Annotated in this window: 7 protein-coding genes; 4 read left to right on the forward strand and 3 right to left on the reverse strand. The window is 69.1% G+C overall.

Features of this window, described 5'->3' with window-relative positions:
* Positions 1 to 148: 148 nt before the first annotated feature.
* The 4 genes from OK349_RS17925 (at position 149) to hmgA (ending at position 5873) form a co-directional block, all read left to right on the forward strand.
* Complete coding sequence (locus tag OK349_RS17925) at positions 149 to 1900, forward strand: type I secretion system permease/ATPase (RefSeq protein WP_265119272.1); 1752 nt, start codon at positions 149 to 151, stop codon at positions 1898 to 1900.
* Positions 1897 to 3246 (forward strand): HlyD family type I secretion periplasmic adaptor subunit, encoded by a 1350-nt coding sequence (locus OK349_RS17930; RefSeq protein WP_265119273.1) that lies wholly within the window; start codon positions 1897 to 1899, stop codon positions 3244 to 3246. Before OK349_RS17925 ends, OK349_RS17930 begins: the two co-directional genes overlap by 4 nt.
* A 95-nt stretch (positions 3247 to 3341) precedes the next feature.
* Complete coding sequence (gene hppD, locus OK349_RS17935) at positions 3342 to 4379, forward strand: 4-hydroxyphenylpyruvate dioxygenase (protein ID WP_265119274.1); 1038 nt, start codon at positions 3342 to 3344, stop codon at positions 4377 to 4379.
* A gap of 213 nt (positions 4380 to 4592) precedes the next feature.
* Positions 4593 to 5873, forward strand: a complete 1281-nt coding sequence (gene hmgA / locus OK349_RS17940; RefSeq protein WP_265119275.1) for a homogentisate 1,2-dioxygenase — start codon at positions 4593 to 4595, stop codon at positions 5871 to 5873.
* A gap of 48 nt (positions 5874 to 5921) precedes the next feature.
* Here the strand turns inward: hmgA and OK349_RS17945 are convergent, their stop codons facing one another.
* The 3 genes from OK349_RS17945 to OK349_RS17955 form a co-directional block, all read right to left on the reverse strand.
* Positions 5922 to 7391 carry a flavin-containing monooxygenase gene (locus tag OK349_RS17945; protein ID WP_265119276.1) on the reverse strand — a complete coding sequence of 490 codons (1470 nt, stop codon included), beginning with the start codon at positions 7389 to 7391 and terminating at the stop codon, positions 5922 to 5924.
* 259 nt (positions 7392 to 7650) lie between these two features.
* On the reverse strand, positions 7651 to 11841 hold the full coding sequence (locus OK349_RS17950) for a translocation/assembly module TamB domain-containing protein (protein WP_265119277.1): 4191 nt from the start codon (positions 11839 to 11841) through the stop codon (positions 7651 to 7653).
* Positions 11841 to 13967, reverse strand: coding sequence for an autotransporter assembly complex protein TamA (locus tag OK349_RS17955; RefSeq protein WP_265119308.1), 2127 nt, complete (start codon positions 13965 to 13967; stop codon positions 11841 to 11843). Before OK349_RS17955 ends, OK349_RS17950 begins: the two co-directional genes overlap by 1 nt.
* Positions 13968 to 14136: the final 169 nt, after the last annotated feature.

The following is a 14136-nucleotide window of genomic DNA, read 5'->3' on the forward strand; positions in this document are numbered from 1 at the left end:
CAGCGAGCGCGCGAACTAGGCAAAGCGCGCCACCGGGTCAAGTGGCGTTCTTGCGGTTGACCGAACGTGCTTGTCGCACATGCCGCGAGGCAGATAGAGTGCACCGCGCGGGTTCCGGGGACTCGTGCCCAGGGGGAAACGCGAGACGATGCGCACTGGCTGGCGAGCACCCAATGCGACGCTCGCGGTCGCGCTTCAAGCGTGCCGGCGCCACTTCCTGGCCGCCGCCGGATTCAGCGCGCTGATCAACCTGCTGTTCCTCGCGCCGATGCTTTACATGCTCCAGGTCTATGACCGCGTGGTGCCGACGCGCGGGGCGCTCACCTTGCTGTTCGCGACGCTCGCGCTGGCGGTGGCGCTGATCGCGCTGGCGCTGCTCGATTGGGTGCGCTCGCGGCTGCTGGTGTGCGCCAGCGTGCGGCTCGACCGTCAGCTCGCCCAGCCCTTGCTCGACGCCGGGCTCGCACTGCGCGCCGGCGAGCGTGGTCCGGGCACGCGCCAGGCGGTGCGCGACTTCGACGTGCTGCGCCAGGCGCTGACCGGCCCCAGCATGCTCGCGCTGTTCGACGCGCCGTGGAGCCCGGTCTATGTGCTGATCTGCTTCCTGATCCACCCCGCGATCGGCGTGCTCGTCCTGACCGGCGCGGCGGTGCTGGTACTGCTGACGCTGCGCAACGAGAAGCTGACGCACGGCCCGCTGCACGACGCCAACCTCGCGGCGCGGCGCGCCTATGCCGATCAGGAGCGGGTGACCGCGGACGCCGAAATCGTTCGCGCGCTCGGCATGCGCCGCGCGCTGGTCCAGCGCCACCTTGCCGACCGCGAGACGATGATGGCGCTGCAATCGCACGCCAGCATGATCTCGAGCCGCTACGTCACCGCCAGCAAGTTCCTGCGGCTGGTGCTGCAGTCGCTCTCGCTCGGGCTTGGGGCCTGGCTGGCGATCGGGAACGATATCTCGGTCGGCGCGATCTTCGCCGCCTCGTTCCTCGCCGGGCGCGCGCTCGCGCCGATCGACCAGCTGCTCGGATCGTGGCGCACCGTGGTGCAGGCGCGCGACGCCTATGCCGCGCTCGGCGAGCTGCTCGACGCGGGCGAGGAGGGGGGCGCGCAGACCCGCCTCCCCGCCCCCGCCGGCCGCATCACGCTGGAGGGTGTCGCGGTGCGGGCGCCGGCGGGCGATGCCGCGATCCTCACCGATATCGCGTTCGACGTGAAGCCGGGCGAGGTCGTCGCAGTGGTCGGGCCGAGCGGCTCGGGCAAGTCGACGCTGCTGCGCGCGATCGCGGGCGCCGCCCCGGTCGCAGGCGGCACGATCCGCTTCGACGGGGCGAGCATCGCCGACTGGGATTCCGAGCGGCTCGCGGTGCATATCGGCTATCTGCCGCAGGAGACGGTGCTGTTCGCGGGCAGCGTGCGCGACAACATCTCGCGATTCGAAGGCGCACTGAACGACGACGTGGAGGCGATCGACGCGGCGGTGGTCGAAGCAGCCAAGGCGTCGGGCGCGCACGGCCTGATCCAGCATCTGCCCAAGGGCTATGACACGCTGCTGGGGCCGGGCGGCAGGGGCATTTCCGCGGGCCAGGCGCAGCGCATCGGGCTCGCCCGTGCGGTCTATCGCGCGCCGGCGATGCTGCTGCTCGACGAACCCAATGCGCATCTCGACGCCGAGGGCGAATCGCGGCTGGTCGGGACGATCGCTGCGGCCAAGGCGCGTGGGGCTTCCGTGCTGATCGCCGCGCACCGCATGGGTGTGCTCGGCGTGGTCGACCGCATCCTGCTGCTGCGCGGCGGGCGGATCGAGGCATTCGGCCCGCGCGACGAGGTGATTGGGCGGCTCCAGGCGGTGCGCGACGCGAAACCGGCAACGGCCATGGACAAGGCGGCAGGCGCATGACCGCGCTGGCAGAGCCCCTGCCCGAAACCGGGACCATGCTTGACGACCGGCCGGGGCGCGAGATCCGTTTCGGGCTGATCGTCGCCGGGCTGTTCTTCGTCGTGCTGCTCGGCTGGGCCGCGTTCGCGCCGCTCGATTCCGCCGCCTTCGCGCCTGGCCGCCTCGCCGTCTCCGGCCAGCGCCAGGCGGTGCAGCACCGCGAAGGCGGCGTGGTCGCGCGCATCCTGGTACGCGAGGGCCAGCGGGTGCGGCAGGGCGAGTTGCTGGTCGAGCTCGCCGCCGCCGATGTCCGCGCGCAGGAACGCGCGCTTGGCGGTCAGGTGATCAGCCTCAAGGCCGAGCGCGCGCGGCTGCTCGCCGAGCAGGCGGGGCAAGCCGCGGTGCGCTGGCCGGTGGAATTCGCCGCGCTGACCGGCGAGGATCGGAGCGAGGCAGACGCCGCGGTCGCGCGCCAGCAGGCGCAATTCGCCGCCCGTGCCTCCGTGCTCATCGCGCAGACCGGCGCGATGCGCCAACAGATCGCGCAGTCGCTGCAGGGCGCCACCGGCTTTCGCAAGCAGGCCGAAGCCTCGCGCCAGCAGGCCCGGCTCGTCACCGAGGAGCTCGACGCGATCAAGGGCGTTGCGGACAAGGGCTATGTCGCTAAGACGCGGCTGCGCGCGCTCGAACGCGCCCGCGCCGAATTGCTCGGGCAGGAGGGGCAATATGCCGCCAACACTGCCCAGGCGACGACGCAGGCGGGCGAGGCGCGGATCAAGCTGCTCGAGATCGAACGCGCTTTCCGTGAGAAGAGCAGCGCCGAGCTGCGCAATGTCGAGCTCAGCCTCGCCGATCTCGAGCCGCGCTTTCGTGCCGCGCGCGACCAGCTCGAGCGCGTGCGCATCCGCGCGCCAGCGAGCGGCACGGTGGTGGGGCTCAGCGTCTTCACTCCCGGCGGCGTGATCGCGCCGGGTCAGAAGCTGATGGACGTGGTGCCGCAGAATGCCGCTTTGGTGATCGAGGCGCGCGTCGCGCCCGGCGATGCCGACGACGTCCAGGCCGGCCAGGGGGCCGAGATCCGCTTCACCGGGCTGCACGACCGGCAATTGCCGATCCTGTCGGGTAAGGTCACGCGGCTGTCCGCCGACAGCTTCGAGGACGAGCGCACCGGCGAACCCTATTTCCTCGCCGAGGTCGCCGTGCCCGCCTCCGAGCTTGAGGCGATCCGGCGGGTGCGCGGCGCGGATTTCCGGCTGCGGGCGGGCATGCCGGTCGAGGTGCTGGTGCCGCTGCGCAAGCGCACCGCGCTGCAATATATCTTCGAGCCGCTCAGCCAGACGATGTGGCGTTTGTTCCGCGAACATTGATCGGCCCGGCGCGACTTCGGCGCGGGATAACTAGTATCATTTGACACCAAATGTCCGGACGACTAGGCCGGAAGCCTGTTTTCCGGAGAGACGCCATGACCGATCCCCAGAACCCGCTCGGCCTCAACGGCTTCGAGTTCGTCGAATTCACCTCGCCCGATCCCGAGGCGATGGCGCGCCAGTTCGAGCAGCTCGGCTTCGTCCCCTCGCACCGCCACCCGACCAAGGACATCACCCGCTACAAGCAGGGCCGCATCAACCTGATGCTCAACCGCGACGAGACCGGCCGCGTCGCCGAGTTCCGCGCGGAGCATGGCCCTTCGGCGAGCGCGATGGCGTTCCGCGTCGCCGATCCCGAAGCTGCGATGAAATGGGCGCTGGCGCATGGCGCCGAGCGCACCGCGGAGGACGACACCGTCATCCTCGGCATCGGCGGCTCCTACCTCTATTTCATCCAGGATGGCGAAGACCTCTATGCCGACTGGGAGGAGATCCCCGGCTGGCAGCAGGCCGAGGCCGAGAACAATGTCGGGCTCGACCTGCTCGACCACCTCACCCACAATGTCCGGCGCGGCCAGATGCGGGTGTGGAGCGAATTCTACAAGACGCTGTTCGGGTTCGAGGAGCAGAAGTATTTCGATATCAAGGGCCAGGCGACCGGGCTGTTCAGCCAGGCGATGATCGCCCCCGACAAGGCGATCCGCATCCCGCTCAACGAGAGCCAGGACGACAAGAGCCAGATCGAGGAGTTCATCCGCGAATATAAGGGCGAGGGCATCCAGCACCTCGCGCTGACCACGCCGGACATCTACGACACGGTCGAGCGGCTGCGCGCCCGCGGCGTCAAGCTGCAGGACACGATCGAGACCTATTACGAGCTGGTCGACAAGCGCGTGCCCGGCCATGGCGAGGACCTTGAGCGGCTGCGCAAGAACCGCATCCTGATCGACGGCAATGTCGGCGATGAGGGCATTTTGCTGCAGATCTTCACCGAGAACATGTTCGGCCCGATCTTCTTCGAGATCATCCAGCGCAAGGGCAATGAAGGTTTCGGCAACGGCAATTTCCAGGCGCTGTTCGAGAGCATCGAGCTCGACCAGATCCGTAGGGGCGTGATCAAGGTCGACGCCTAGGTTTGGAGAGGGGAGTCGGACCGCGACACCAGTAGCGTTGCGCGGCGCGAGTCCGGCCCAAATTCCCTCTCCCTCCGGGAGAGGGAAGGAGCCGCGAAGCGGCGGAAGGGTGAGGGCGTCGCAATCGCGGCAACCGCTCACCCTCTTCCTCCCGCGCGCTTCGCGCGCGGGCCCCTCCTTCTCCCAAAGGGAGAAGGTTTGTAGGATCGCTTGATGACAACCGATTATTTCCCCGGCTTCGGCAATCATGTCTCGACCGAGGCGGTCGCCGGCGCGCTCCCGATCGGCCGCAACTCGCCGCAGCGGCCCGCTTATGGCCTTTATGCCGAGCAACTGAGCGGCACCGCCTTCACCGCGCCGCGGCACGAGAACCGCCGCTCCTGGCTCTACCGCATGCGGCCAAGCGCCGCGCATCCGCCCTATCGGCGCTACGAGGGCGCCAAGCGCTTCGCCGTTGGCGCGCCGGGCGATCCACTGCCCCCCAATCGCCTGCGCTGGGACCCGGTCGCCGTGCCCGCACCCGGCACCGACCTGATCGACGGCATGACGACGATGCTGGTCAACCGCGATCCCGCCGAACTCGAGGGCGTCGCGGTACATGTCTATGCCGCGAACGCGGACATGGACACGCGCGTGTTCGTGAACGCGGATGGCGAGCTGCTGTTCATCCCCCAGACCGGGCGGCTGACCTTGCTCACCGAGCTCGGCCGGATCGACATCGCGCCGGGGCAGGTCGCGCTGGTGCCGCGCGGGGTGAAGTTCCGTGCCTTGCTCCCCGATGGCGAGGCGCGGGGCTATGTCGCCGAGAATCACGGCGCGCTGTTCCGCCTCCCCGACCTCGGCCCGATCGGCGCCAACGGGCTTGCCAATCCGCGCGACTTCGAGACCCCGGCGGCGTGGTTCGAGGATCGCGACGCGCCGTTCGAGATTGTGCAAAAGTCGTTGGGGAATCTGTGGACAACGACGCTCGACCACTCGCCGCTCGACGTCGTCGCGTGGCACGGCAACCTCGCGCCGTGGCGCTACGATCTTGCCCGGTTCAACACGATGAACACGGTGAGCTTCGACCATCCCGATCCGTCGATCTTCACCGTGCTCACCTCGCCCAGCGACGTGCCGGGCCGCGCCAATGCCGACTTCGTGATCTTCCCGCCGCGCTGGATGGTCGCCGAGGACACGTTCCGTCCGCCCTGGTTCCACCGCAACGTGATGAGCGAGGCGATGGGGCTGATCCATGGCGCCTATGACGCCAAGGCCGAGGGCTTCGCGCCGGGCGGGCTCTCGCTCCACAACCTCATGGCCGGACACGGTCCCGACGTCGCGAGCTGGGAAAGCGCCAGCAACGCCGAGCTCAAGCCGCACAGGATCGACGGGACGATGGCGTTCATGGTCGAGACGTGCTGGCCCTATCGCCCGACGCAATTCGCGCTCGACACCGCGCAGCCGGACTATGACGCGGCGTGGCAGGGCTTTCCCAAGGCCGAGCTGCCTTGAAATTCCTCCCCGCCGGGGGAGGTGGCATCGTGCAGCGATCTTCACCGCCTAGGCGGCCTTTCTCCTCGGCTCGGGGTTGGAGAACTCCATGCCTTCGTCGATCCCGCCGAAGCGCAGCGCCATCAGGTCGAGCAGGTAATTCTGGTGCACCCGCCACGGCTTGCGGTCGCCCTGCTTGGGGAACTTGTCCATGCCGCGCTGCACATATCCCGAGGTGAAGGTGAGGAACGGCTCGGGCTGGACGTCGCCCGCGATGCGCGGCGTCGCCTGGCGCATGCCGCGCTTCTTCATCACGTTGAGCAGACGGCAGACATAGGCGCAGGTGAGGTCCGCCTTGAGCGTCCAGCTGGCATTGGTGTAGCCGAAGCTGGAGGCGAGGTTCGGGATGTCCGAATACATCATCGCCTTGTAGCCCAATGACCTGGCCGGATCGACCTGCGCGCCGTCGACGGTGAAGGGAATGCCGCCCATCAGCTGCATGTCGAGGCCAGTGGCGGTGACGATCACGTCGGCGGGCAGCAGCTCGCCCGACTTGAGGCGGATGCCATCCGCCTCGAACGTGTCGATCTGATCGGTGACAACCGACGACCGTCCCTCGCGGATCGAGGCGAACAGGTCGGCGTCGGGGACCAGGCAGATGCGCTGGTCCCATGGATTGTAACGCGGGGTGAAATGCGTCGCGACGTCATAGTCCGCACCCAGCTCGTCGCGGACCATCTGGATCAGCCGCTCCTTGGTCTTCTCGGGCTTCTTGCGCGCGAGCCGGTAGAAGAACTGGCCGAGCGCGACATTCTTCATCCGCGTGAGGCGATAGGCGAGCCGCCCGGGCAGCTTGGCGCGAAGCCAGTTGGCGATGCCGTCCTCCGACGGGCGCGCGACGATATAGGTGGGCGAGCGCTGCAGCATCGTGACATGCGCCGCGGTCTTGGCCATCTCGGGCACCAACGTCACCGCAGTCGCGCCCGAGCCGATCACCACCACGCGCTTGCCGGCATAGTCGAGGTTCTCGGGCCAGAATTGCGGGTGGACGATCTCGCCCTTGAAGCGCTCGCGCCCGGCGAACTCGGGGAGGTAGCCGGCGGCGTAATTGTAATAGCCCGAGCACATGAAGAGGAAGTTGCAGGTGAACTCGACCCGCTCCTTGTCCGGCCCGCGCTCGACGCTGACCGTCCAGCACGCGTCCGGGGTCGACCAGCTCGCTGCGACCACGCGGTGCTGGTGGCGGATATGCCGGTCGATGCCGTGGTCGCGTGCGGTCTCATCAAGATAGCGCAGGATCGCCGGGCCATCGGCGATCGCCTTGGCCTCGGTCCAGGGGCGGAAGCTGTAGCCGAGCGTGTACATGTCGCTGTCGGAGCGGATGCCGGGATAGCGGAACAGGTCCCAGGTCCCGCCGATCCGCTCGCGCCCTTCCAGGATCACATAGCTGCGGTCGGGGCAGTCGCGCTGCAGGAAATAGCCCGCGCCGATGCCGGAAAGCCCGGCGCCCACCACCACGACATCGAAATGCTCGGTCATTCGCCTCTCCTGGGGGCGATACTTACACTTGTGTAAGTTAAGTGCAATGGGGTTGTGGCGAGCGGGGAAACGACGCGATAATTACTGAACGATCGAGTTCGTTTAATTGACAAAGTTGATAGAAAAGAGGGGTGTCGCGCGAAGTTGACGCTCGTCATGCGCGACGAGCTGACGGATCGGACGGCGGGCAGGCGCATGGTCCGAACATAGCCCGCCGATGCCGTGTAGGAAAATGGATTGGGCGGGCGGCGCTCTGCGCTCAATAGTCCTTCGAATATTTGAGGCCGGCGCGCGAGCCGCCGAACGAGCCGGTCTGCGAGAGCAGGCTGAGCGCGCGAGTCAGCGCGATCTCGAGCTGGACAGCGGTATAGCCGCGCGCGTCGGTGATGATCTCGACATAGATGTCGTCGGTCAGATACTGGCCCGCGGCGAGCGCCATGCCGCGGCCGGTGGTGTCGTCCTCACCCAGGATGCGCAGGCGATCGATCCCGGCGGCCGAGCGCAGCTGGCCGAGCGGGTTGAGCCCGCCGCCCGAGGCGCGCAGCGAGTTGAGCGCAGCGGCGAGCTGGATCGCCTCGGTCGCCGACAGATTGGTGACCGAGCTGCCGAACAGCAGGCGCGAGAGCACTTCGTCCTGCGGCAGGCTGGGGGTTGAACTGAATGCGATGCGCGGGGCCTGGCCGGTGCCGGTGATATTGATGATCGCCGTCACATTTTCCGCGGTGGTGCTCGCGGCGATGTTGATGCTGGGGTTGGCGAGCGGCCCGCCCTCGAAGTTGATCGTGCCGCGAGTCAGCTCGAAGCGGCGGCTGGCGAAATTATAGGTGCCGCGCACCACGCGCGCCTCGCCGGTGACGATCGGCGCCGCGGAGGTGCCGGTGACCTGCATCCGCGCCTCCCATTCGGATTCGAGGCCCATGCCGTTCACGAACAAGCGGTTGTCGGCGACCACCGCGACGTTGAGGCGGAAGATGCCGGCGGGCTTGGCGCGCACCGGGCGCTTGCCCTCGGCGTCGAGCTCGCTCTTGCGGTAGACCCCGGTCAGCTCGGGCACCTCGGCGGCGCCCTGGCGGATGATCTGGTAGCGCGCCTCGGGGATGATGATGCGGCCTTCGATCAGCCCGCCGTCGAGCCCGTTGGTGATGTGGAGCTGCCCGGTCGCGGTCGCGCCGAGCGCGTCGCTGCGCGCGAGCCGCGCGTTGCGGAAGCGCGCGGTGATGTCGATCGGGAAGCCCTGCGCGGCGGACAGCCCGACCGTGCCCGAGGCGATCACGCGGCCGGCTCCGGCCACGGCGTTCATCTCGGTGATCTCGAGCGTGTCGCTGTCGAACCGCCCCTCGATCTTCATTTGCGTCAAGCGCGTGCCCCAGGTCTCGTTCTCATAGACCAGTTTCTCGGCGCGCAGCTGGCCGGTGATCTGCGGGGAGCGCAGCTGGCCCGAGAAGTCGGCCGCGACCGCGACCGGACCCGAGACCGACTGGTTGGAGAAGCCGGCGAGCGAGAACAGCACCGCCGAAGGGCCATTGTAGCGCACCCCGCCCGACAGCGGCGCGGCCATCAGCCGCTCGTTCCAGCTTCCACCTGACCCAAGCGGCTGGAGGGTCGCCACCATCCGCCCGATCGTGGTCGTGCCGCGCTTGATCACCGCGCGCGCGTCGCCGCCCTCCGGCAGCAAGCGGCCGACAAAGGCGATGTCGACCGCGGGCGAGACGCCGGCGAGGCTCGAGCGATTGAAGCCGGCGATGTTGAGCCGGGTGATCGCGCGCGGGAAGCTGCCGTCGCGCGCCTGGCGGAAGTCGATCGATCCGGTGACGTTGCCGCCGACCCCGAGGCCGGGCGAAAAGGCGTTGGCGACCGACAGGTCGAGCTTGTCGAGCCGCGCCTGCACCACCAGCCCCTCACCCCAGCTGCCCGCGAGGCGCGCGCTGCCGCGGTCGAAGTCGATCTGCACCGGCGCGAGGCGGTAGCTGTTGTCGCTCACCGCGATCCGCGCGGGCTGGGCCGTCTTGAAGTCGATGTTGTTGGCCTTGCCGCCGAGTGCGACCAGCCATTGATCGGGGGCGAAGCGGGCATTGGCGGCGACGCGGAACGGCACGCCCGACGAACCCTCGGCGAATGCCTGTGCAGTGCCGCGCCCGCCGCGATAGTCGATTTTGGCGCGCGACCGGGCGAGCACGAACTCGCCGCTCTTGAGGTTGGCGACCTGCGCCTCGCCGACGATCGACGGCGCGTCGTCGTAGAGCACGACGGTCGCGTTGACGATCGCACGGCCGATGGTGATCTCCATGTCGCCGGGGATCTGCGCGTTGGTCGCGGTCGCGCGCACCACCGCCTGCTGGTATTTGCCCTGCGCGGAGAGATCGACATTGCCGTTGATGCCGGAGCCGACAAAGGCGAGAGCGCCCGCGAACGGCCCGGCGGCGGTCTGCTGCAGCTTGCCGGTGATATCGGTCCCGGCGAAGCGCGCCTTGCGCACGTCGACGGTGAGCGCGCGGCCGGTGCGCACCAGCACGTCGGCGGTGAACGGGCCGTAGCTCGTCCCGCCGCTGGCGACGACCGCATAGGCATCGCCCTGCCCGCGGATGCGCGCCTCGAGATTGGCGAGGCCGACGCCTAGGCCGGGCCGCGGCGCGCGCAGGTTGACGATCGGGGCGGTGAGGCTTCCGGTGACCCGCGCGAAGACCGGGCCATAGGCGTTGGAATAGCCGTCGGCATTGAGCAGCAGCGGGCCGGTGGGGTCGTAGCGTCCCGATCCGCGCAGGATCTTGAACTGCGGTGCGGCGAGCCGGAGATTGTCGAAGGTGATGATGCCGCTCGGATCGAGCCCGACATTCACGCGCAGGATTGCGTTGCCGCCGAGGAAATCGCGCACGCCGCTATTGAACAGCCGCGTGCTGCGCCCGACGATGCGGCCCTTGATCCCCCAGCCGCCGCCCGCCGCGGCATAGAGATCGGCGTCGGTCTCGAGGTTGACGATGCCGATGCCGTCGATCGTATAGTCGTTGACCCGCCCCTTGAGCGCGCCGGTATAGCGGCCGGTGGCGACATTGGCGGCGATGATCGCTGTCGCGTCGATCCGGTCGGAGCGGATGCGCAGATTCTCCGACAGGATCTGCGGCCCGGTGATGGCGAGATCGCCCGCCAGCGTGACGTTGGTGAGCAGACCGCCAGCCGCCTGGTTGAGCCCGGACACACGCGCCGCGCGGGCGCGGATCGGCACCAGGATGCGGTCGGCGTTCACCGTCGCCAGCCCCTCGGCATAGACGCGTTCGAGCACCGTGGTGCCGAAACCGATCGCTGCGGCCTGCAGCTTGTAGTCCACGGTCGGGGTCGCGAACGGGCCGTTCAACGCCACCGCGCCGATCACCGAGCGGCCGTTGAGGTTGGGGGCGATCGCCCCGGGGGTGAGCAACGCCGCCTCGATCCGGAACTGGTCGAACGCGCTCTTGCCGAGATCGATCGTGCCGGTGGTGGCGAGCGCCATCGCGCTGGAGCGCAACCGCAGGCGGGTATCGGCGCGGCGCTGGTCGAGCGTCGCATCGAGCGCGACCTGGACATTGGGTGCAGCGAGCCGCTCGACGGGGCCCTTGAGGTAGAGGCCGGGCTGGGCGGTGCCGCGGACCTGAAACGTCCCCTTGCGCGCGGTGATGTCGAGATCGGCGAGCTCCGCGCCGCCGAGCGTGCTCACCGCGCGGCCCTGCCAGTTCGCCCAGCTCCCGCGGCCGCTGATGCGTGCGGCCAGCGGCGCTTCGAGCTTGGCGAGGCCGGCGACGAGGCCGCCGACCGGGGCGTCGAGATCGGCGCGCAAGTCGAACTTGTCGTCGTCGGGCACCGCGTCGAGCACCAAAGCGAGCCGGTCGCCGCCGGTGGTGCCGAGCGTGCGCGCGTTGGCGATCACACGCGCTCGGCGGTCGGCGATCGCCGCCTCGCCCGAAAGCGTCGCGACGTGCCGCCGCCCAGCGACCGGCGGTTCGAGCACCAGCCGGTCGATCGCGAGACGGCCGATATCGATGTCGATATCGGGCAGCATCGAGGCGTTGGGGTCGCCGGGCTTGAACGCGGGCAGGCGGGCGACGGTGACCAGCGGGCTGGTCGCCGAGCGGATGTCGACATGGTTGTTGAGGAACGCGAAGGGCCGCCAGTCGACCGCGATCGACGGCGAGGTGGCGAACACCCCCTTGGTGTCGCTGACACGCACGTCGCGCAGCACCATCGCGCCGTAGATCGATCCCTCGATCCGCCCGACCTTGACGTTGAGGCCGGTGGCGGTGGTGTATTTGCCGAGCTGGTCGGCGACGAGGCGCTTGCCCGGGCTGGTGTTGAGCCCGAGGATCGCGAGCAGCAGCAGCGCGGCGATGCCGACGAGCGCGATCAGCACCCATTTGGCGACGCGCTGCCACGCCGGGGCGGGGACGATCACGGTCTCGGTCGAGGCCGCCTGCTCCGCCATCAGAAGGCCTGCCCGATCGAGATGTAGAGCGCGATCTTGCTCTCGCCCGGCTTGCGGTTGATCGGCGTCGCGACATCGAGCCGCAGCGGGCCGAAATTGGTGTACATGCGCCCGCCGATGCCGAAGCCGAAGCGCATGTCGGTGAGCTTGGGCAGCCCGCTTTCATAGACCTGCCCGGCGTCGACGAAGGGCACGATGCCGAAATTGCCGAAGCGGTAGCGCGCCTCGATCGCGAACTCGTTGAAGCTGCGGCCGCCGATCGGCTTGCCGTCGGGCGCGCGCGGGCCGAGCTCCTGATAGCCGAAGCCGCGCACCGATCCGCCGCCGCCGGCGTAATAGCGCCGCGACGGGGCGAGGGCGTTGCGGTCGATCCCCTGGATCGTGCCGAAGCGCGCGCGCCCGGCGAGGACGATGCTGTCGGTGACGGGGTAATAGGCGGTCCCCTCGAGCATGGCGCGGGCATAGGGGCGCGTGCCGCCGCGCACCGAGGTCTCGGGGCTGAGGTTCAATTTCACGCGATAGCCACGCGTCGGATTGAGCAGGTTGTCGGACTTGTCCCAGCCCGCGAACAGCGGCAGCGCGGCGATGAAATAGACCCCGCGCTCGCGCGCGCCGCGGTTGAAGTCGTAGCGGTCCTCGCTCGTGCCGACCAGCTCGACGCCGTAGCTGTAAGTCAGCTCCTTCTGCCAGATCGGCGTCGAATCGTACGAGATCTGCGCCGAGAGCGTGCCGGTGAGGCCGGTGAACGCCTCGACATCGGTGCGCAGCGCCGAGGCGATGAGCTGGAAGGTGCGGTCGCGGCGTCCGGCGTTGGAACGGCGGAAGGTCGCCGACGCGCCCTGCTCCTGCGTGCCCGCGACGCCGGAAAGGATCAGCGCGCCCTCGGGCGGGAAGAGGTTGCGATGCGTCCAGCTGACCTCGGCGCGCAACCCCTGCCCGGTCGAGAAGCCGAGCTCGCCCGCCAGCGTGCGCGGCGGGCCGGCCTGCTGGCGCACGAGCAGGTCGACATATTCGGTGCCCTCGGCCGCCGCTTCGCCGGTCTTCACCGGCTCGACCGAGACGGTCGAGAACAGGCTGGTCGCGATCAGCGCGTCGCGCAGGTCGTCGACCATGCGGCTGTCGTAGAGATCGTCGCGGTCGAAGCGCGTGAGCACCTCGACATGCTTGGCGTCGAACGCCAGCTTGCCCTCGGTGGTGATGCTGCGGAAGCGCGCGCGCGGACCGACCGTCACCGGCAGGCTGTAGTCGCCGGTCTGGGCGGTCTCGTCGAGCAATATGTCGCGCTGGCCGACCTCGGCGAAGGGATAGCCGTTCTGGGGCAGCGCCACGCTCACTGCCGCCTCCGCCGCCTGCACGCGCACCGCATCGATCGGCTCGCCGGTCCTGAGCTGGAAATTGTCGGCGATCAGGCTGGGTGGCACGGTCGGGTCGGCCTGGATGTCGATCCTGCCGAGCTTGTAGAGCGCGCCCGGCACCGCGGCGATCGTCGCGGTGGTCGGCTGCCCCGCGGCGGCGGGCTGGTCGACCGTCGCCGCCGCGGTCGCGTCATAATAGCCGAGCGACTTCATCAGCCGCACCGCCAGCGCCTCGTCCTCGCGCGCCCGGGCGCCGATGATCGCGGCGTTCGCCGCCTTGCCGTCGCCGTCCTCCAGCGCGGAAAGCTCGCGGAACTGGCCTTCCAGCCCGATCTCCTTGAGGCCGGTCACCCGCGTCGCATAGCGGATCTCGACCGCGTCGCCGTCGTTGAGCGCCATCGCCTCGGCGATCGGAGTGGTGTCGAACTCGCTGAGCGGGGGCAGCGGCGCGGCGAGCTCGGTCTCGTTCTCGCCCTGGCCAAGCGGCTGCTCGGCATCGAGCGGGGCCATGCCGCCCGGCGTTTCGGCCGTCGCGTCCGCGGGCGGCGGCGCGGGAGCCATCGGCTCGAGCGGAGCGTTCATGTCGTCGCTGAGCGGCGGCAGCGCCTTCTCGAACTCCTCGTCGGACACGATCGGCTTCTCGTCGGGTGCGGGCACCGTAGCATCCTGACCGGGCTGCGGCGTTTCGACCGGCTTGGGGTCCTCCGCGGGCGCACTCTGCCCCGGCTTGCCGACGCTGCCGCTGATCTGCGCGAGGGCGACACCCGGCATCAGCGTGCTGCTCGCCAACAGCAAGATCCCCAGTTCGACGCCCGAAATTGCCCTGTCCTCCCAAAGGGATCGCATATGTGCGTACCCGCTCGCTAACCCAACGAGCAAGCGGGGGGAAGGTTCAAGGGGCATCAACCGCGTTTTTGGCGGGTTCGGCCGATGCCCCAGG

Source organism: Sphingomonas sp. BT-65 (assembly GCF_026107375.2).
Classification (GTDB): Bacteria; Pseudomonadota; Alphaproteobacteria; order Sphingomonadales; family Sphingomonadaceae; genus Sphingomonas.